This window comes from Streptomyces sp. JLYT201, assembly GCF_059448825.1.
This window is the reverse complement of sequence record NZ_CM182551.1, coordinates 231,999-250,330: the sequence shown is the minus strand read 5'-3', so window position 1 is coordinate 250,330 and position 18,332 is coordinate 231,999. Positions and strand designations below refer to the sequence as shown.

The window sequence follows — 18,332 nt, the reverse complement described above, 5'->3', positions numbered from 1 at the left end:
AGCCCGGTGATATTCGCCAGTCAACACCACGGCGACAGGCGGTCGGTAGCCCGGTGAGCAGCTTCGCACGGCGTTGGGGAGCAGCTTCGCACGGCGTTCACGCGGGCTGATTCCGTACGCCTTGACGAGATGGTGGATTGATCTCCACTTCACGGCTGCCATCAGCGCACATGTCGTCGAATGTGGGCGGATGCGTTTCCGTGCCGAGAGGTTGTGGGGGAGGGGAGCTGTGTCCTGATTCCACTGTTGACTGGAATTTTCGATCACCGTAGTGTGGGGCTTCGTTGAATGTTGATCGCATGGTGAAGGCAGGGGCCGAATTGGCCGATGCCGGACACGCCGGACGGCTGCTCCGTCTGCACCTCCTCGAGCAGGCCGTGTTTTCGAAATGGCGCATCAATAACATTCCAATCCTTTGCCACCCCTCGCTTTTCACGCGCATGAGTCGATCGTGCGGGTGGTATGCATCGATTCCCCTGGGCGGACCGCCCAGGGGTTGACGCGGCTGTGCACCGGCAAAGGGAACCAGAGGACGGGGTACCCGGTTTGCTCAACGACGCTGTGGAGTCCGCTGTTGCCGCGGGGCCGTCGCCGACCGAGCCGTACGACGTCGTCGGCATCGGATTCGGACCGTCGAACCTGGCGCTCGCCATCGCCGCGCGGGAGATCGACCCGCTGCGCACATGCCTCTTCCTGGAGCGCGGCCCGTGTTTCCGCTGGCACCCGGGCATGCTGCTCAAGGGCTCCCGGATGCAGATCTCCTTCCTCAAGGACTTGGTCAGCCTGCGCAACCTCGCGAGCCCGTACTCCTTCCTGAACTACCTCAAGCACCGGGGCCGGCTCGAACGGTTCGTGAACCTGCACGAGTTCCATCCCTCGCGGGCCGAGTACAGCGACTACCTGGCCTGGGCGGCGGACGACTTCTCCGAGCAGGTCCGCTACGGCGCCGAGGTCGTCGGCGTCACCCCGCACGGCACGTCGTCGTTCGACGTGCGCTACCGCGAGCGGGCCAGCGGCCGAAGCCGTACCGTGCGGGCCCGCAACGTGGTCGTGGCGCCCGGCGGGAAGCCCCGGATACCCGACGGCGTCGACCTCGACCACGTGATCCACTCCAGCGAATTCCTGCCCCGCTTCGCCGAGCGGCTGCCGGACACCGGCGGGGCGCACCGGATCGTCCTCGTCGGCGACGGCCAGAGCGCCGGAGAAATCGCGCTCCAGACCCTCACCGAGCACCCCGTCGGCGAGGTCCATCTGATCGCCTCCGGCTTCGCGCCGCGCCCCACGGACAACAGCCCCTTCGTCAACGAGCAGTACTTCTCCGACAGCGCGCGCCGCTTCCTGGAGCAGCCCGCGGAGCGCCGGGCCAAGCAGCTCGCCGACGTGCGGAACTCCAACTACGGAGCCGTCGAGGAACGCCTGCTCGACGACCTGTACCGCCTCACCTACCTCGACGAGGTCACGGGACGCCGCAGGCTGAACCCGCAGGTCCGGCTCCTCGACGACCGCCCGGTGACCATCCTGTTCAACGGACCCAACAGCTACATCTCACCCACCGTCCACGAGACGGACCAGCTGCCGACCTGGAACTCCATCACCGTCCAGGTCCGCGGCCGGGCCCGGATCGTCCGCGACCGCGAACGGGTCGTGGCGGGCCTGTGCGAACTGGCCGCGCGCGCGGAACGCGATCCGGGCCCGCCGACACTGCGACCCGACGACGGACGCATCGACAAGCTGATCGACTTCGTCGTCGGCTTCGAGGTCGAGATCACCGAGATCGTGGGCCGGTTCAAGCTGTCGCAGGACCAGGAGGAGCACGAACGACGGCATGCCGCCCACGCGCTCGCCGACACCGCGGAGACCGACCACCGCGACCTGATCGGCCTGCTGCTCGGCATGTCCCTGGACAACGGCCGCACCGCTTCGGACCCGGGCGGCGACGCCACCGTAGAGAGCCTTGTGGGAGGTGACGGCAGTGGACACCACGTCTGAGGCCGCGAGCGAGCCCGACTTCCTCGTCGTACGCAACGTCGAGGAGCAGTACTCCATCTGGCCGGCGGGCAGAGACGTGCCGGCCGGCTGGGAAGTGATCGGCCCGCCACGGCCCAAGGACGCCTGCCTCACGCACATCGCCGAGGTCTGGACGGACATGCGGCCGGCCAGTCTGCGCCGGAGCATGGAGGCCGCGGCCGGGGAGCAGAGCTCATGAGCGTGCCGTCGCCCGGCACGAGCCGTGCCCCGGGAGCGCCACCGGCGACGGCGCCGTCCGTCAACCACATCGGCGTACAGACCGCGGACCTGGACAACTCCCTCAACTGGTACCAGGACTTCTTCGGCTGCACGCCGAACTGGACGCTGTCCACGTTCTCGTCGCTCACCCACAGCAGGCTGCCCGGGATCACCACCCTCGTGGAGCTGGCGTGCGGCTCGGTGCGCTTCCACCTCTTCGACCGGCAGGGCAGCGCCGCACAGCCGCCCGACCCCAAGGCGCCGCAGTACCAGCACGTGTGCCTCCAGGCGGCCTCCTCCGAGGAACTGGTGGCCTGGCGCGAGCACTGGCTGGCGCTGTACCGCTCCGGCTCCTACACCTTCGTCGGCCAGGAGACCGCCACCGACGTCGTGGTGGACGCCGACGGCGTGGAGAGCTTCTACTTCCTCGACGTCAACGGTCTGGAGTTCGAGTTCACCTACATACCCGGTGCGCGCCCGTGAGCGGCGGGCCCTCCGAGGTGACGACCGCGACGCGGGTGGCGGAGTGGGACTTCGGCGCCTACCCCTACGGTCTGGAGCCGCTCCACCTGCCCGAGCCGGACGACCTCGACCGGGACGAGCCGGATGCCGCCGCCGACGCCGCCCTGGAGCACGCCGCGCGCAGGCTCGGACACGCCACGGCGTGGCTGTCGCAGGAGGAGATCCACCTCGCCGACCGCGACACCCTCGACGACGTGTTCTGGTTCCGGTGGATCACCGGGCACCAGATCTCGTTCCTGCTGTGGCATCTGATGGCGCGGGTCCTCGCCCGCCTGCCGGAGCCGGGGCCATCGCCGGAGCCGGGGCCGCCATCGGACGCACCGCGCACCGGTGCCGAGCTGCTCGCGGGGCTCGCCGAGGGATACAACGCCATGATGCTGTACACCAGTTCCTGCACCCGTGACAGCTACGAGCGGGTCATCCGCCCGGCGATGCACCGCCACCACCACGGATTCAGCGGCAGCTGGGCACCCGACTACCGCCCGGTGCGCCGGCTCTTCCACGGCCGGGTCCCCGGCACCGCCGACGGCCTCGGAAACTCCCAGCTGGAGGAGGCGCTGCGGGTCAACCACGTCGTGCACGGCGCGGTGGCGGCCCGCCTGGTACCCGGCAGCGAGTCCCTGCTCCAGCAGTCGGTCGGGGAGATGCGCCTCCAGGACCGGGCCGTGCGCTCGGTGTTCTACGACCACTTCTTCCTGACGGTCCGCCGCCCCGTCACCGAGCGGCAGGTGCTCGACCAGCTCCTTCGCCGACTGCGCGCCGCGCTGATCGACGTGTCCCTCAACGGCCTGTACCCGTACGGCGAGCAGACCTTCGAAGGGCTGCCGCCCACGTACCGCACCCCGTTCATCGGCGAGTGCGAGCACCGCTTCCCGAGCATCACCGCCCGTACCGCGCAACTCACCTGCGGCTTCGCGGGACCGTCGAGCGCGGGCCGCCAGACGCAGGGGGAGGACCACCAGTGACAACCCACCGACCGGCCGTGCGGCTGACCCTGCCGCCGGACCTCATGGCCCGGGCCGCGGCCCTCGCGCGCCACGACGGCTGTGGGGCGGACACGGTCCTCGCCGCGGCGGTGGCCGCGACGCTGTTCCGCCACGACCGCGTCGAGGAGCGCCGACTGATCACCGGCGGTACGCCGTCGGCGGTGCGGGTGACGGACGCGCTGCGCTTCACCGATCTCGTGGCCCAGGTCCACTCCGCGCCACCAGCACCGCCTGCCCCGGCCACTCCCATCGCCCCGGCGGTCCTGCCTACCTCGGCCGCCCCGATCGCCCCGGCTGCCCCGACCACGCCGAGCGCCCCGGACGCACAGGACGCCGTACAGGTCGTCCTGACCGCCCCGCCCGGAGCCGAGCAGGCCACGGCGGAGATCACCGCACCCGACGGGCAGTGGACCCCGGCCGCCCTGGAATCCCTGCTGCGCCACGCCCTGGCCGAGCCCGCAACGCGCGTCGGCTCGCTGCGCCTGCTGAGCGCCGAGCAGGCCGCGGCCCGGATCGCGGCGACGGACGCCGGGGCGGCCGCCGCCCCCGCACCGCACCCGCTGCACCGCCCCTTCGAGGAGCAGGCCGCCCGCCACCCGGACCGCGTCGCGCTGCTCACCGCCGACGACACCGTCACGTACGGCGAACTCGACGCCCGCGCGCAGCGGTTCGCCGACCGGCTCACGGCCCTGGGAGCGGGCCCCGAGCGGCCCGTCGCCCTCCATCTGCGCCGCTCGACCGAACTGGTCGTGGCCCTGCTCGCCGTCCTCAAGTGCGGCGCGCCCTTCGTGCCCCTCGACGACCGGATGCCGCCCGAACGCATCCGGACCGTGCTGAGCTCGGCCCGCGCCCAACTGGTCGTCCGCGCACCGGGCACCCGCGGCGTCGACGGCCTGGACATCCCCTGCGTGAGCGAGCAGCCGGACGACGACACCGCCGAACGCGCCACGGCCCGCACCCCCGTGCACCCGCACCACGCCGCGTTCATCTACTTCACCTCCGGCTCCACCGGCGTCCCCAAGGGCGTGGTCACGGACCACACGTGCGCCGCGATCCGCGTCGACTGGACGGCCGAGTACTACGGTCTGGGGCCCGGCACGGTCACCCTGCACAAGACGCCGCTCATCTTCGACGTCGCGGTCATCGAGATCCTCGCGCCGCTGTCGGCCGGTGGCGCGGTGCGCCTGGCGGAGCCGCACGGCGAGGGGGACGTCGCCCACCTCGTCGATCTGCTCACCCGCGGCGAGGTGACGTTCGTGCACTTCGTGCCGTCCATGCTCAAGGTGTTCCTCGACGAGGCCGGGGACGCGAAGTTCCCCGGCGTGCGCTGGGTGCAGACCTCGGGCGAGGCCCTGCCGACCCGGCTCCTCGACGGGGTGCGGCAGCGGTTCGGCGACGCCGAGATCCACTCGGCGTACGGCCAGAGCGAGACGTGCGAGCTCGCCGTCTGGGCGGGCCGGCGGCCGAACCTGGACACCGGGGTGCCGCCGCACGCCGCCCACGTACCGGTGGGCCGCCAGGTCGGCCTGTACCGGCCGTACGTGCTCGACGAGGCGCTCCAGCCGGTGCCGGACGGCGTCCCCGGGGAGATCTGCGTCGCCGGGGTGGGCGGCCTCGCCCGCGGCTACCACCACCAGCCCGCGCTGACCGCCGAACGCTTCGTCCCGCACCCCTACGCCCTCGAACCCGGCGAACGCCTCTACCGGACCGGGGACCTCGGCGCGTACGCCCCCGACGGGCAGATCCTCTTCCTGGGCCGCGCCGACACCCAGACCAAGATCCGCGGCGCCCGGGTCGAACCCGCCGAGGTCGAGGCGGTCCTGGCCGAAGGACCCGGCGTGCGGGACTGCGCGGTCCTGGTACGCCCCGACGAGCAGGGCGACGCCACCCTGGTCGGCTACGTCGTCGGCGCGGACGTGGACATCGAGGAACTGGCCCGGTGGGCGGCCGAGCGCCTCACCAGCCACCTGCTGCCCCAGGTCTACGTCCGCATGCCGGCCCTGCCCTACACCGCCTCCGGGAAACTGGACCGCACCGCGCTGCCCGCGCCGACCGCCGAGGACAGGGCGGCCCGCGGCGAGGGCGAGCGGGCGCAGTCGCACCTGGAGAGCGAACTGTGCCGGCTGTGGAGCCGCGTCCTCGCGCTGCCCGACGTCGGACCGACCGACAACTTCTTCTCCCTGGGCGGCAATTCGCTGAAGGTCGCCCAGGTGATGGTCAGGATCTCCGCCCTGTTCGGCATCCGCGTCCCCGTCGCCGCCTTCTTCGAGGACCCGACGGTACGCGGCCTGGCCGCCCTCGTCGAACGGACCCTGGGCGAGCTCGTCGGCTCGATGTCCGAGCAGGAAGCCGCCGAGCGCATCGAGGCACTCAACGCACGCGGCTCGGGAGGCTGAGATGGACAAGACGACCGACGCCCGGCACGAACTGATCAGGCGGCTGCTCAGCCAGAGCGTCACCACCACCCGCCACCTGGCCATCCCCGCGCACCGGCCCGGCACGGGCGTGCCGCTCACCCCCGCCCAGGCGGGCATCTGGTTCTTCACCCAGCTCTTCCCGGACAGCACCGAGTACAACTGCTTCGACAACCTGCGCATCCCCTGGGCCTGCACCGAGGCCGACCTGCGCCGCGCCCTGCGCACCCTGGTCGAGCGGCACGACGCGCTGCGGCTGCGGATCACCGTCGAGGACGGCGAGGCCCGCCAGTACGACCGGCCGCCGTTCGACCCCGACGTGGACTGGCACGACCTGCGCGCGCTGCCCGCCGAGGACGCCGAGCGCCGCGCCGAGGAGATCGCCAACGCCGCCGCCCAGGTGCCGCTGCGCGTCGACCGGCCGCCCCTGTTCCGCGTCACGGCCGTCGCCCTGCCCGGCGACGCCGTGCTGCTGGTGTTCGTCGTCCACCACATCGTCAACGACTACGCCTCCATGTCGACGTACATGGAGGAGCTGAGCGCCCTGCTGGCGGGCGCGCCGCTCGGGCCGCCGCCGGACGTCGGCTTCCTCGACTACGCGGCCTGGCTCGACGACACGGCCGACAAGGACCGCGCCGTCGTCGAACTCGCCTACTGGAAGGAGAAGCTCGGCGGCGACCTGGCCGTCCTCGACCTGCCCGCCGACCGGCCGCGCGGCGACGAGCCGAGCCGCAGCGGCCACTCCGTCGCCCTCGACCTGCCGCCCGCCCTGGTCGGTGCCCTGAAGGGCCTGGCCACGCGCAACGGCACCACGCTGTTCGTGGTGCTGCTCGCCGCCTACAAGGTGTTCCTGATGCGGCTGACCGCGCAGCGCGACACCGTCGTCGGCACCGCCCTCAGCGGCCGGGACCACCCCGACGCCGAGCGGATCGCCGGATGCTTCGTGAAGTCGGTGGCGCTGCGCACCGACGTGGTCGCCGCCGCGTCCTTCCACGACGTCATCCGCGCCGTGCACACCACCACCGCCGAGGCCCAGGACCACCAGACGGTGCCCTTCGAACGGATCGTGGACGCCCTGGGCACCCCGCGCCGCCTCACCACCCACCCCGTCTTCCAGACCTTCTTCGGCTTCCAGAGCGACGAACGGCTCCAGTTGCGCGGCGCGCAGATGAACCCGCTCAAGCTCCTGGAGTACGGCACGGCCAAGTGGGAGCTGTCGGTGACGCTGTCGGAGACGCCGCGGGGCGTCAGCGGGGTCATGGAGTGCTCGGCGGCCCTCTTCGACGCCACGACCCTCGACCGGTTCCGCGACATCTGGCTGCACCTGAGCACCGCGCTCGCGGCGGACCCCGACGCGGCCGTCGGCACCCACCCGCTGGTCACCGACGCGGAGCGGCAGCGGATCCTGTACGGCCTCAACCCCCACCAGCCGCTCGACGTCCCGTACGCCACCCTGGCCGAGCCCTTCGAGCGGCAGGTCGCGCGCACCCCCGACGCCGTCGCCGTCGAGGTGGGCGATCAGACCCTCAGCTACGGCGAGTTCAACGCCTGGGCCAACCGCCTTGCCCGGGCGCTGCGCGGCCTGGGCGCCGGGCCCGGAACCCGGGTGGCGCTGTTCATGGACCGCAGCGTCCGCACGCTGGCGATGGTGTACGCCGTCGCCAAGAGCGGCGCGGCCTATGTGCCCCTCGACCCCCAACTGCCGGACGCCCGCCTGGCGTTCATGCTCCAGGACACCGCCCCGGAGCTCGTGGTCGCCGAGGCGGACGGCACCGGCCGGATGCCCGTCGGGACCTGGTCCGTGCACACCTTCGCGGATCTCGACACGGCCGCGACGGCCGAGGCCGACGGCGACCTCCCGGCCCAGGGCGACTGCCACAACGTCTCCCACCTGCTGTACACCTCGGGATCCACCGGCAAGCCGAAGGCCGTCATCTGCCCGGTCGCCACGGCCGTCGCCGACATCCTGGAGATGCAGCGCCAGCTGGCCTACCGGCCCGACGACGTCATGCTGTTCAAGACGTCCTACGGATTCGACACCTCGCTGTGGGAGATCCTGTGGCCGCTGTACGTGGGCGCCCGCATCGTGGTGTGCCCACCGGGCGCGGACAAGGACCCGGAGCAGCTCGTGGAGGTGGTCGAACGGCACGCGGTGACCACCGTGTACCTCACCCCGACCCTGTTGCAGGCGGTCGTCGACCACATCGAGGACCCCGGGCGCTGGCGCGCCGTGCGCTATCTGCACACCGGCGGCGAAGTGGTGACACCGGGCCTGCGCGACGCGTTCCACGCGAAGTTCGCCGCCCTCGGCACCGAGCTGATCAACGGCTACGGCCCGACGGAGACCGCCTGCATGATCAGCACCCGCCTCGCCGACACCCCCGGCGACCCGGTCGTGCCCCTGGGCCGCCCCCACCGGCACTACCGGATGTACGTGCTGGACGAGGAGCTGAACGTGGTGCCGGTCAACGTGCCCGGCGAGGCGTACCTCAGCTCCCCGATCGGCATCAGCCACGGCTACCACCACCGCCCGGACCTGACCGCCGAGCGCTTCCTGCCCGACCCGTACGGCCCGCCGGGCAGCCGCATGTACCGCACCGGCGACCTGTGCCGCTACCGGCCGGACGGCACGGTGACCTTCCTGGAACGCCTGGACACCCAGGTCAAGATCCGAGGCAACCGCATCGAACTCGCCGAGGTGGAGGCGGTCCTTCGCCTCCACCCCGACGTCGCCGAATGCGTCGTGGTCACGGTGGGCGAGGGCGTCGACCGGGCCCTCGCCGCCTTCGTCCGCACCGCGCCCGGCGCCCGGTTCGACGCCGCGGCCCTGCTCGACCACGCGCGCGGCGCGCTCCCGCAGACCATGGTCCCCGCCGGCGTCCAGGCCGTCGAGTCCATCCCCGTCAACGTCAACGGCAAGACCGACCGCCGGGCGCTGCAACGGGCCTGGCTCGGCGAGACGCTCCCGCGCACCACCCCCCGGGTGCCGCCCGAGGGCGAAGTGGAGCGCCAGCTCGCCCTCAGCTACGCGGAGGCGCTCGGCCTGGCCGAGGTGGGGGTGACCGACAGCTTCTTCGACCTGGGCGGTCACTCCCTGAAGATCTTCAAGCTGATCGCGGTGTGCGCGCGCCGCCTCGGCGTGCGCCTGCGGGTGGCCGACGTGTTCGAGGCGCCGACGGTCCGGCGGCTCGCCGAGCGCCTCGACTTCACCCACAGCGCCCCGGAGACCAGCCTGGTCCCCTTGGCGCCGCGCCCCGGCAGGCCCCTGGTCGTCTTCGTCCACGCCACGTCCGGGTCGGCGCTGCCCTTCCACGCCGTCGCCCGGGCGTTCGGCGACGACTTCTCCGTCCTCGGCCTGCAGTCCCCGCACGGCGAGGCCGAGCACACGGTCGAGAGCCTCGCGGCCCGCTACGTCGAGGCGGTCGACGGCGTGCGCGGGCTCAGCCCCGTCCTGCTCGCCGGCTGGTCCATGGGCGGATGCATCGCCCTGGAGATGGCCCGCGCGTGGCACAAACGCGGCGAGGACGTCATCGGCACCGTCCTGCTGGACACCTGGGTGCCGCCCGACGGACGGCGCCTGGAGACCGCCGAACGGGCCGCGGCGCGCGCCGCGCTCCTGGACCTGGACATCATCGCCACGGAGGGCCTGGACACGGCCATCGGCGACGAGGCCCCCGACGAACTGGCCCGGCTGCGGCGGGCGATCGAGCGCAACCGCAACGCCTACCTGGACTACGCCCCGCACCCCTACGACGGCCCGGTGCACCTCCTGCGCGCTGCCGAGACCGGCGCCTCGCCCGACCCCTACGCCGCGCTGCGCCAAGGACCCGACCACGGCTGGGGCGAGGTGCTCCCCGACGTGGTGACCCACACCGTGCCCGGCAACCACTTCACCCTGCTCGACGAGCGCCACGCGCCCCGACTGGCCACCGCCCTCACGGCGATCGCCGAGGCGGGCCTGAACTTCACCGAGATCTGACCCCACCGGCACGATCCACGCGCACGACCCATGCGCACGACCCGACGGCCGTGCCGTGCCAGGACCCGCGCCGGGCACGAGGAAGGAGCCGAAGTGAGCGACCTCAGGGCCACGTCCGCACGCCCGGGACACCGGGCCGCGACAGCACCCCGGCGGAGAGGGACACCGCGATGACCACCCGCCTCGACCCGCGGCGGGCCGTGATCCGCCCCCTGCCCAGGCCCGCGGCCCGGCGGACCCTGGTGTGCCTGGGCTTCTGCGGCGGCGGCACCGGCGCCTACCGCGGCTGGGGTCCCCTGCTCGACGAGGAGACGGACTTCGCGCTGGTGTGCTACCCCGGCCGCGAGGCCCGGTTCGCCGAGGACTTCGCCCCCGGCTGGGAGGAGCTGGCCGAGGACACCACCGAGGCGGTGCGCAGCGCCGCGGGCGAGCTGCCCTACGTCCTGTTCGGCCACAGCATGGGCGGCTGGATGGCGTACGACGTGGCCACCCGCCTCGAACACCGGGGCGGCCCCCTGCCGCAGACCCTGATCGTGTCCTCCTGCAACGCCCCGTACCGCGGAGTCACCGAACGGGACCGCTTCCCGCGCGCCGAGGACAGCGACGAGGACCTGCTGCTCTGGATGCGCACCAGCGGCTCCCTGCCCGACTACGCGCTCGAGGACGCCTACCTGCGCCGCATGGCGATCGACCTGATGCGGGCCGACGTACGGGTACGCGACTCCTACCGGCCGTCCAGGACCCGCACGAGCGTGCCCGTGCAGGTCCTGTACGGCGCGGACGACCCCGTCATCGAACCGGAAGCCGACCGGCAGTGGGCCGAGGCGACCAGCGGGACCCTGCGCGCCGACCGGCTGCCCGGCGGCCACTTCTACACCCCGGCGGTCTGGGAGGCGCTGCCCACGCACTTCGCGGCGCCGACCGGGCACCGGCCGACGCTGGGCTGACCGCCCGTCACCAGGACCGGGCCGACCGTCCTTCACAAGGAGAGGCAATCGTGGACTGCGTCAAGCCGGCCGGACGACCCGCCCTCGTCCAGGCCCCGCACACCCAGGACGTGGCCGAGGCAGGCGCCTGGCTGGACTCCGTACGGGCACCCCTGCGCTCGGCCCTCGACCGGTACGGCGCGGTCTGTCTGCGCGGCCTGCCCGTCACCACGCCCCAGGACTTCGCTGCGCTGCGCAACCGGCTGCTGACCGAGAACGCCGCCTACCGCGAGAAGGCCACACCCCGCACCGCCTACGGCGACGACGTCTTCTCCTCGACGGACCTGCCGCCCAGCCAGCCCATCCGGCTGCACAACGAGAACAGCTACACCCTCACCTTCCCCGGCACCCTGCTGTTCTGCTGTCTGACCGCGCCCGACCACGGCGGCGCCACACCCGTCGCCGACTGCCGGGAGGTGCTGCGCCACCTGCCCGACGAGCTCACCGAGCGGTTCCGGCGGCAGGGCTGGGCCCTGACGCGCACCTACGACGAGCACCTCTCGCTCGACTGGCGCACCGCCTTCGGCACCGACTCCACCGACGCCGTGGCCGCGTACTGCCGCCGCCAGCGCATCGCCCACACCTGGGACGAGCACGGCAGCCTGCGCACCACCCAGCGCCGCTCCGCGGTCATCCGGCACCCGCGCACCGGCGACGAGGTCTGGTTCAACCACGTGGCGTTCTGGAACGCCTGGTCCCTCGACCCGGACATCCGCGACGTCCTGACGGGCGAACTCGGCCCGGACCGGCTCCCGTTCAACACCTCCTACGGCGACGGGGAGCCGCTCGCCGAGGAGGACATCGCCGCCATCCACGCCGCGTACGACAAGGCCACCGTGTGGGAGCGCTGGCGGCCCGGCGACCTGATGGTGGTGGACAACGTGCTCGCCGCCCACGGCCGCCAGGCCTTCCGGGGCGAGCGCAGGATCCTCGTGGCGATGGGCGACCCCGTCCGCCTGGAGGACTGCCGGCCCACGGTGCCCGCCCTCGCGGGCCTTGCCGCATGACCCCCCGTACGACGAAGGCGGCCGCCACGCCGGACACGGACAGCGCGCGGACACCGGCGGACCCGGGACCCGGCCCCCACGAGGATCCGGTCCTGCGCTTCCTGCGGGAGGCGGACCGCGCCCCGGACAGGCCCGCGGTCCGCGACGGCCACCGCTGCCTGAGCTTCGGCGAACTGAAGGACCGCAGCGCCCGCCTTGCCGACGTGCTTGCCGGGCACGGCGTGCGCCGCGGCACGCTGGTGGGCGTGCGGCTGCCGCGTTCGGTGGACCTCGTCGTCGCGCTGCTCGCGGTGTGGCGGGCGGGCGGCGCGTACGTCCCGCTCGATCCGGGCTACCCCACCGAGCGCCTCGCGCACATGACGCGGGACGCGGACCTGCGCCTGGTCGTCACCGACCGGCCGGACCCGGCGCCCCAGCAGGGCGTCCGCCCGGTGACCGTGGACGAGCGGGCCCCGGACACCGCCGCCCGCCGCCCGGAGGCGACCCACACCCCCGACGACCCCGCCTACGTCATCTACACCTCGGGTTCGACCGGCCGGCCCAAGGGCGTCGTCGTCTCCCGCGGCGGCGTGGCCCACCTGATCGCCGCCCTGGAACACGGCGGGCTCTACGCGGACGCGCCCAGGACGGTCGGCTGGAACGCCAGCGTCTCCTTCGACGCGTCCGTCCAGCAGTGGACCCGGGTGTGCCGCGGCGACACCCTCGTCCTGATCGACGACCGGCTGCGCTCCGAACCCGCCGCCTTCGCCGCGCATGTGCGCGACCACGGCGTGACCGACCTCGACGTGACCCCTTCGCACTGGCAGGTCCTGAGCGACCTGCTGCTCGAACGCCCCGGTCCCACACCGCTGCGCCTGTTCGTCGGCGGGGAGCCGATCCCTACGCCCCTGTGGCGGGACCTCGCGCTGGCGGCCGAGCGCGGGCTCGTCGAAGCGGTCAACGTCTACGGCCCCACCGAGACCACCGTCGACGCCACCGCCGCGTGGATCACCGGCGACCGGACGCATCTGGGCCTGCCGCTGCACGGCGTACGGGGCCAGGTGCTCGACGGGCAGCTGCGGCCGGTGCCCGACGGCACCGAGGGCGAGCTGTTCCTCGCCGGCGCCGGCGTCGCGCAGGCGTATCTGGGCCGACCCGCCCTCACCGCCGAACGGTTCCTGCCCGACCCGGCGGCCGCGGCGCCACCGGGATCCCGGATGTACCGCACCGGGGACCGCGTACGACGCCGCGCCGACGGCACCCTCGACTACCTCGGCCGCACCGACCGCCAGGTGAAACTGCACGGCTTCCGCATCGAACCGGGCGAGATCGAGACGGTCCTGGCCGACCACCCGGACGTCGCCGCGGCGGCGGTCACCGCGGACACCGCGCGCGGCCTGTCCGCGTACTGCACCCTGGCCCACGGCCCCGCCACGGCCGACGCCCCCGCACGGACGGCGGCCCGCCTGCTGCGCCACCTCGCCGCGACCCTGCCGCCCTACCTGGTGCCCTCCCGCCTCACCGTCCTGCCGGACATGCCGCTGACCGCCAACGGCAAACTGGACCACGCCGCCCTGCCGGCCGCGGCCGACCGCGCCCGGGCGGCGCGCCCGGCGGACGAGGACGGGCACCTCGAACCGACCGGGCCCGTCGAGCCGTTGATCGCGCGGACCTGGGCCGAGGTGCTCGGCCGGGACCGGGTCCGCGCCGACGACGACTTCTTCGTGCTCGGCGGGCACTCCCTGATGGCCCTCAAGGTGATCGCGGGCCTCAAGAGAAGCCTGGGCGTGGTGATCTCCACCCGCGCCGTCTACCAGCACCCCCAGCTGCGGGAGCTCGCCCGCCACGTCGAAGACCTCCTCGCCGACCGGCCCTAGGGCCCCACCGGACCCCGAACGGAGTGCACCCGTGCCCCTCGCGCCCCCAGAGTGCCCCTTCTCCGGCCCCGCGCCCTCCCTCACGGACCCGGACCTGTACGCCCGCGGCGATCCCCACGGCCTGTGGCGGGAACTGCGGGACACGCGCCCGGTCAGCTGGCAGGACGAGGGGGAGCGGGGCGGCTTCTGGTCGGTGACCGGCTACGAGGACGCCCAGCGGGTGCTCAGGGACTGGAAGGACTTCACCTCCACCCGCGGCACCATGCTCCGGGAGAACCTCACCGAGCCCTACCCGGGGGCCGGAACGATGCTGGCCCTCACCGACCCGCCCCGCCACGACGTGATCCGCAAGGCCCTCACCCCCCTGTTCACGCCGCGCGCCATGGCCCGCCTCGAAACCCGCGCCCGCCAGGTCACGGCGGCGCTGATCGACGAGGCGCTGACGGCCGGTCACTGCGACGTCGCCACGGACATCGCCGCCCGCATCCCCCTGGCCGTCACCGCGGAACTCCTCGGCGTCCGCGACGACGCCGTCGGCCCGCTGGAAGCCGCCATGGCCTGCGTCACCGGCGCCGACGTGGACAGCGGCGAGGTCCAGGAGGCCCACCTGGAGATCCTGCGCTACTACACCGAGGCGCTGTTCGAACCGCCCGGCGCCCCCGACGCCAACGTCGTCTCCGCGCTGCTGCACGCCCGTTCCCGCGGCCAGGACATCTCGGACGAGGAGATCATCCTGGCCTGCGACAACGTGATCGTCGCCGCCACCGAGACCAGCCGCAACGCCATGACCTCGGGCCTGCTGGCCCTGCTGAGGCACTCGACGGCATGGGCCGAACTGCGCGCGGGCCGCCTGGAGACGGCGCCCGTCGTCGAGGAGATCCTGCGCCTGACGGCCCCGGCGACCCACGTGCTGCGCGTCGCCACCCGCGACCTCACCCTGTCCGGCGCCCGGATCAAGGCCGGTGACGCGGTCGTGGTGTGGCTCACGTCGGTCAACCGCGACGCCTCCGCCTTCGAGGAACCCGACACCGTCCGCTTCGACCGGCGGCCCAACCGCCACCTCACGTTCGGCACCGGAGTGCACTTCTGCCTGGGCGCCCCGCTCGCCCGGCTCCTGCTCACGGTGTTCCTCGGCGAACTCGCCCACCGCACAGGGAAGGTGGAACTGGCCGGCGAGCCCCGCCGCAACGCCTCGCACCACGTCTGGGGCTACGCCTCCCTGCCCGTCTCGCTGTCCCCGCGCGCGGATCATGGGTGAGCTATCCTGCGCGGATGCGTGGACGGTTCACAGGCTGGCCGGAGCGGGCCATGGACGTGCTGGTGCAGTTGCAGGGCGAGCCGTCCCCCACGACCCGCGAGCGCTGCCGCGCGGACCGCGAGCACCTCGTCCGGCAGCCGATGATCGCCCTGCTGCACGAGGTCGCGGACGCCGACCCCCGCTACGAGGACTTCTCCGTCTGGCACTACCGCACCGACGCGTGGTGGTGGCAGCACCAGGGCGCGGTGATCCGCCTCGGCCGCAAGATCGAGATCGGCCTCCACTTCGACCTGGACGGCCTGCGGATCCAGGGCGCCTGGTGGTATCCCGACCCCGGCCAGGTGGACGCGTTCCGCAAGGCGGTGGCCGCCGAAGGCAGCGGCCGCCAACTGGCCGCCCTCGTCGAGGACGTACGGAAGAAGGGCTACGAGATCTCCGGGGACGTGATGAAACGCCCCCCGCGCGGCTATCCGGTGGACCACGCCCGCACCCATCTGCTGCGCCACCGTTCCCTGATCGCCGCCCGGTACCTCGGCGACGAGGACTGGCTGCACACCCCCGAGGCCGTCGACCGGGTCCTGTCGGCCGCCGCCGATCTGGATCCCCTGCTGAGGTGGCTGGTCCGGCACGTGAAGCGCGCCGCCTGACGGGACCAGGACACCGCGCGGCAGCGGAGCCGCCCCCGTACCGCCGCCGCGCGCGCTCAGAACGTGATGCGCACCTTCAGGGCCGAGCGGTCGTCCATCGCCCGGTAGCCGTCGGGCACCTCGGCCAGCGGGACCGTGCGGTCGAAGACGGGCCCCGGATCCAGGGCGCCGGACAGCACGTCCGGCAGGAGCTCGGGAATGTAGGCGCGGACCGGGGCGATGCCCCCGCGCAGGGCGATGTTGTGGTCGAACATCCGGCGCAGATCCACCCCCGCGTTGCCGCCGTACGGCACCCCGACGCAGCCGACCGCACCGCCGTCCCGGGCGATGGCGAGGGCGGTGCCCAGCGACCGGGCGGTGCCGACCGCCTCCAGCACCGCGTGGGCACCCCGGCCGCCGGTCAGGTCGCGCACCGCTGCCACGGCGGCCTCGCCCCGCACGGAGATGACGTCGGTGGCGCCGAAGGCGCGCGCCACGCCGACGCGCTGCTCGTGGTGGCCGAGCAGCAGGACGCGTTCCGCGCCGAGGCGCCGCGCGGCAAGCACCCCGCACAGCCCCACCGCGCCGTCGCCGACCACCGCGACCGTGGCACCCGGGCGCACCTGCGCGCTCACCGCCGCGTGGTGACCGGTGCTCAGGACGTCGGACAGCGCGAGCAGGCCGGGCAGCAGCTTCCGCTCCCCGGCGAGCTCGGGCGGCAGTGGCACCAGCGTCGCGTCCGCGAACGGCACCCGCACCGCCTCGCCCTGCCCGCCGTCGGAGCCCTCGTCGCCCCAGAACCCGCCCTGCGGGCACGAGGTGTGCAGGCCCTCGCGGCAGTGCTCACAGACCCCGTCGGACCAGGCGAACGGCGCGATGACGAAGTCCCCGGGCCGCAGCCGGGACACCTCGGACCCGGTCTCCTCCACGACGCCCACGAACTCGTGCCCCATCCGCTGCCCCGGCGCGGTGCGTGCCACCCCTCGGTACGCCCACAGGTCGCTGCCGCAGACGCAGGAGCCGACGAGGCGCACCACGGCGTCCGTCGGCCGTCGCACGACCGGGTCCGGCACCTCCTCGACACGGACGTCGCGCGGCGCCCGGATCACGATCGCACGCACGCGAACCCCTCCCTCTCGTCCGGACCGCACGGCTACGACGGGAAGCGGCGGGACACCACTATCGCCGCCCTCATTAAGGCGCAGCGGCCCGGCGCAATCAACGGGCCCATACCGTCCACCGCCCGACAACCAGGAGGAAGAAGACAAGATGTACGACGTCATTGTGGTGGGCGCGCGCTGCGCGGGATCTCCTACGGCGATGCTCCTGGCGCGCGCCGGACACCGCGTCCTGCTCATGGACCGGGTCCGCTTCCCGCGGGACACGCTCTCCTCGCACTACATCCACCAGCCCGGCACCGCGCTCCTGGACCGCTGGGGATTCCTCGCCGCGGTGCGGGACTCCGGCTGCCCGCCCCTCGAACGCGTGCGGTACGAGGCCGCTGACGTCAGCATCTCGGGCTGTTCCCCGCCCGTCGGGGGCCAGCGGGCGGGATGGGCGCCCCGCCGCCACGTGCTCGACCCCCTCCTCGCCGATGCCGCGGTCGCGGCGGGCGCGGAACTCCGCCAGGGGTGCCGCGTCGACGACCTCCTCTTCGACGGCGACCGGGTCACCGGAGTCGCGTACACCACACCCCGAGGGCAGCGGTCGGTCGAACGCGCCCGGCTCGTCGTCGGCGCCGACGGCATGCGCTCGCTCGTCGCCCGGCGGGCGCAGGCCCCGACGGTCACCGAGGACCGGCGCTTGACCTGCACCTACTACAGCTACTGGGAAGGCCTGCCCGCCGACTTCGAGCTGTACGAGCGGCCCGGCCGGTGGATCGGGGTGATCCCGACGAACGACGCGCTCACGCTGGTGATGACGTACTTCCCGCAGGCGGACTTCGAGACCGTGCGCGCGGCGGCCGAGCCCGCCTATCTGGAGGCGGTGCGCACGACCGCCCCCCGCCTGGCCGAGCGGATGACCGATGCCCGCCGGGCCGAACGGCTCTACGGCACCGGTGACCAGCAGAACTACCTGCGCCGCGCGGCGGGCCCCGGCTGGGCGCTGGTCGGCGACGCCGCCCACCACAAGGACTCCATCGCCGCACGCGGCATCACCGACGCCTTCCTCCAGGCAGAGCTCCTCGCCGAGAGCATCGGCACCGGCCTGGACGAGGAGCCGCGCCTCGACGCGGCACTCGTGCGGTACGCCGCCGAACTGGAGCAGCGGTTCCTGGGCTTCTACCGCAGCACCCTCACGACCGCCGAACTCAGGGTCCCGGAGTCACGGCTCTCCCTGCTGCGGGCGATCGCCGGTCGCCAGGACCTGGTCGACCGGTACTTCGGCACCCTGTCCGGGGCCTGCGGCCTCGACGACTTCTACAACGAGGACCTGCTGGACCTCCTCGCGCTGAGCTAGCGCCGCCACCCA

The 18,332-nt window shown here is 73.2% G+C and carries 13 protein-coding genes; 12 read left to right on the top strand and 1 reads right to left on the bottom strand.

Annotated elements, in window-relative coordinates; translation table 11 throughout:
• Positions 1 to 546 precede the first annotated feature (546 nt).
• The 11 genes from AC5WAM_RS01040 to AC5WAM_RS00990 all read left to right on the top strand — a co-directional run bounded on the left by AC5WAM_RS01040 (position 547) and on the right by AC5WAM_RS00990 (position 15,881).
• Positions 547 to 1,989, top strand: a complete 1,443-nt coding sequence (locus tag AC5WAM_RS01040) for a SidA/IucD/PvdA family monooxygenase (protein ID WP_495521169.1) — start codon at positions 547 to 549, stop codon at positions 1,987 to 1,989.
• A complete protein-coding gene (locus tag AC5WAM_RS01035) occupies positions 1,973 to 2,206 on the top strand; it encodes an MbtH family protein (protein ID WP_495521168.1) in 234 nt (77 codons plus the stop codon). The genes AC5WAM_RS01040 and AC5WAM_RS01035 overlap by 17 nt, the downstream gene beginning before the upstream one ends.
• Positions 2,203 to 2,709: a VOC family protein gene (locus tag AC5WAM_RS01030; protein ID WP_495521167.1), complete on the top strand. Its 507-nt coding sequence runs from the start codon at positions 2,203 to 2,205 to the stop codon at positions 2,707 to 2,709. The genes AC5WAM_RS01035 and AC5WAM_RS01030 overlap by 4 nt, the downstream gene beginning before the upstream one ends.
• Complete coding sequence (locus AC5WAM_RS01025) at positions 2,706 to 3,713, top strand: 3-methyl-L-tyrosine peroxygenase-related protein (RefSeq protein ID WP_495521166.1); 1,008 nt, start codon at positions 2,706 to 2,708, stop codon at positions 3,711 to 3,713. The genes AC5WAM_RS01030 and AC5WAM_RS01025 overlap by 4 nt, the downstream gene beginning before the upstream one ends.
• Positions 3,710 to 6,130 carry a non-ribosomal peptide synthetase gene (locus AC5WAM_RS01020; protein ID WP_495521165.1) on the top strand — a complete coding sequence of 807 codons (2,421 nt, stop codon included), beginning with the start codon at positions 3,710 to 3,712 and terminating at the stop codon, positions 6,128 to 6,130. Before AC5WAM_RS01025 ends, AC5WAM_RS01020 begins: the two co-directional genes overlap by 4 nt.
• A 1-nt stretch (position 6,131) precedes the next feature.
• Positions 6,132 to 10,127: a non-ribosomal peptide synthetase gene (locus AC5WAM_RS01015; protein ID WP_495521164.1), complete on the top strand. Its 3,996-nt coding sequence runs from the start codon at positions 6,132 to 6,134 to the stop codon at positions 10,125 to 10,127.
• A gap of 170 nt (positions 10,128 to 10,297) precedes the next feature.
• Entirely contained in the window at positions 10,298 to 11,074 is a 777-nt protein-coding gene (locus AC5WAM_RS01010; RefSeq protein WP_495521163.1) for a thioesterase II family protein, read from the top strand.
• Between the two features lie 50 nt (positions 11,075 to 11,124).
• Complete coding sequence (locus AC5WAM_RS01005; RefSeq protein ID WP_495521162.1) at positions 11,125 to 12,120, top strand: TauD/TfdA family dioxygenase; 996 nt, start codon at positions 11,125 to 11,127, stop codon at positions 12,118 to 12,120.
• Positions 12,117 to 13,976, top strand: a complete 1,860-nt coding sequence (locus AC5WAM_RS01000) for a non-ribosomal peptide synthetase (RefSeq protein ID WP_495521161.1) — start codon at positions 12,117 to 12,119, stop codon at positions 13,974 to 13,976. The genes AC5WAM_RS01005 and AC5WAM_RS01000 overlap by 4 nt, the downstream gene beginning before the upstream one ends.
• 31 nt (positions 13,977 to 14,007) lie before the next feature.
• Positions 14,008 to 15,234, top strand: coding sequence for a cytochrome P450 (locus tag AC5WAM_RS00995; protein WP_495521160.1), 1,227 nt, complete (start codon positions 14,008 to 14,010; stop codon positions 15,232 to 15,234).
• A 14-nt stretch (positions 15,235 to 15,248) separates the two neighbouring features.
• Complete coding sequence (locus AC5WAM_RS00990; protein WP_495521159.1) at positions 15,249 to 15,881, top strand: DUF2461 family protein; 633 nt, start codon at positions 15,249 to 15,251, stop codon at positions 15,879 to 15,881.
• Positions 15,882 to 15,937: 56 nt separating this feature from the next.
• On the opposite strand, the gene AC5WAM_RS00985 is transcribed toward AC5WAM_RS00990, so the two are convergent.
• Positions 15,938 to 16,981, bottom strand: a complete 1,044-nt coding sequence (locus AC5WAM_RS00985; protein ID WP_495521158.1) for a zinc-dependent alcohol dehydrogenase family protein — start codon at positions 16,979 to 16,981, stop codon at positions 15,938 to 15,940.
• 148 nt (positions 16,982 to 17,129) lie between these two features.
• On the opposite strand from AC5WAM_RS00985, the gene AC5WAM_RS00980 reads away from it, so the two are divergent.
• Entirely contained in the window at positions 17,130 to 18,320 is a 1,191-nt protein-coding gene (locus tag AC5WAM_RS00980; protein ID WP_495521157.1) for an NAD(P)/FAD-dependent oxidoreductase, read from the top strand.
• The last annotated feature ends 12 nt before the right edge of the window (positions 18,321 to 18,332 follow it).

Bases quoted from the DNA above. Each gene is read 5' to 3' on its own strand.
- AC5WAM_RS01030 (WP_495521167.1), top strand. From the start codon at position 2,203: ATGAGCGTGCCGTCGCCCGGCACGAGCCGTGCCCCGGGAGCGCCACCG.
- AC5WAM_RS01015 (WP_495521164.1), top strand. From the start codon at position 6,132: ATGGACAAGACGACCGACGCCCGGCACGAACTGATCAGGCGGCTGCTC.
- AC5WAM_RS01010 (WP_495521163.1), top strand. From the start codon at position 10,298: ATGACCACCCGCCTCGACCCGCGGCGGGCCGTGATCCGCCCCCTGCCC.
- AC5WAM_RS01000 (WP_495521161.1), top strand. From the start codon at position 12,117: ATGACCCCCCGTACGACGAAGGCGGCCGCCACGCCGGACACGGACAGC.
- AC5WAM_RS00990 (WP_495521159.1), top strand. From the start codon at position 15,249: ATGCGTGGACGGTTCACAGGCTGGCCGGAGCGGGCCATGGACGTGCTG.
- AC5WAM_RS00980 (WP_495521157.1), top strand. From the start codon at position 17,130: ATGTACGACGTCATTGTGGTGGGCGCGCGCTGCGCGGGATCTCCTACG.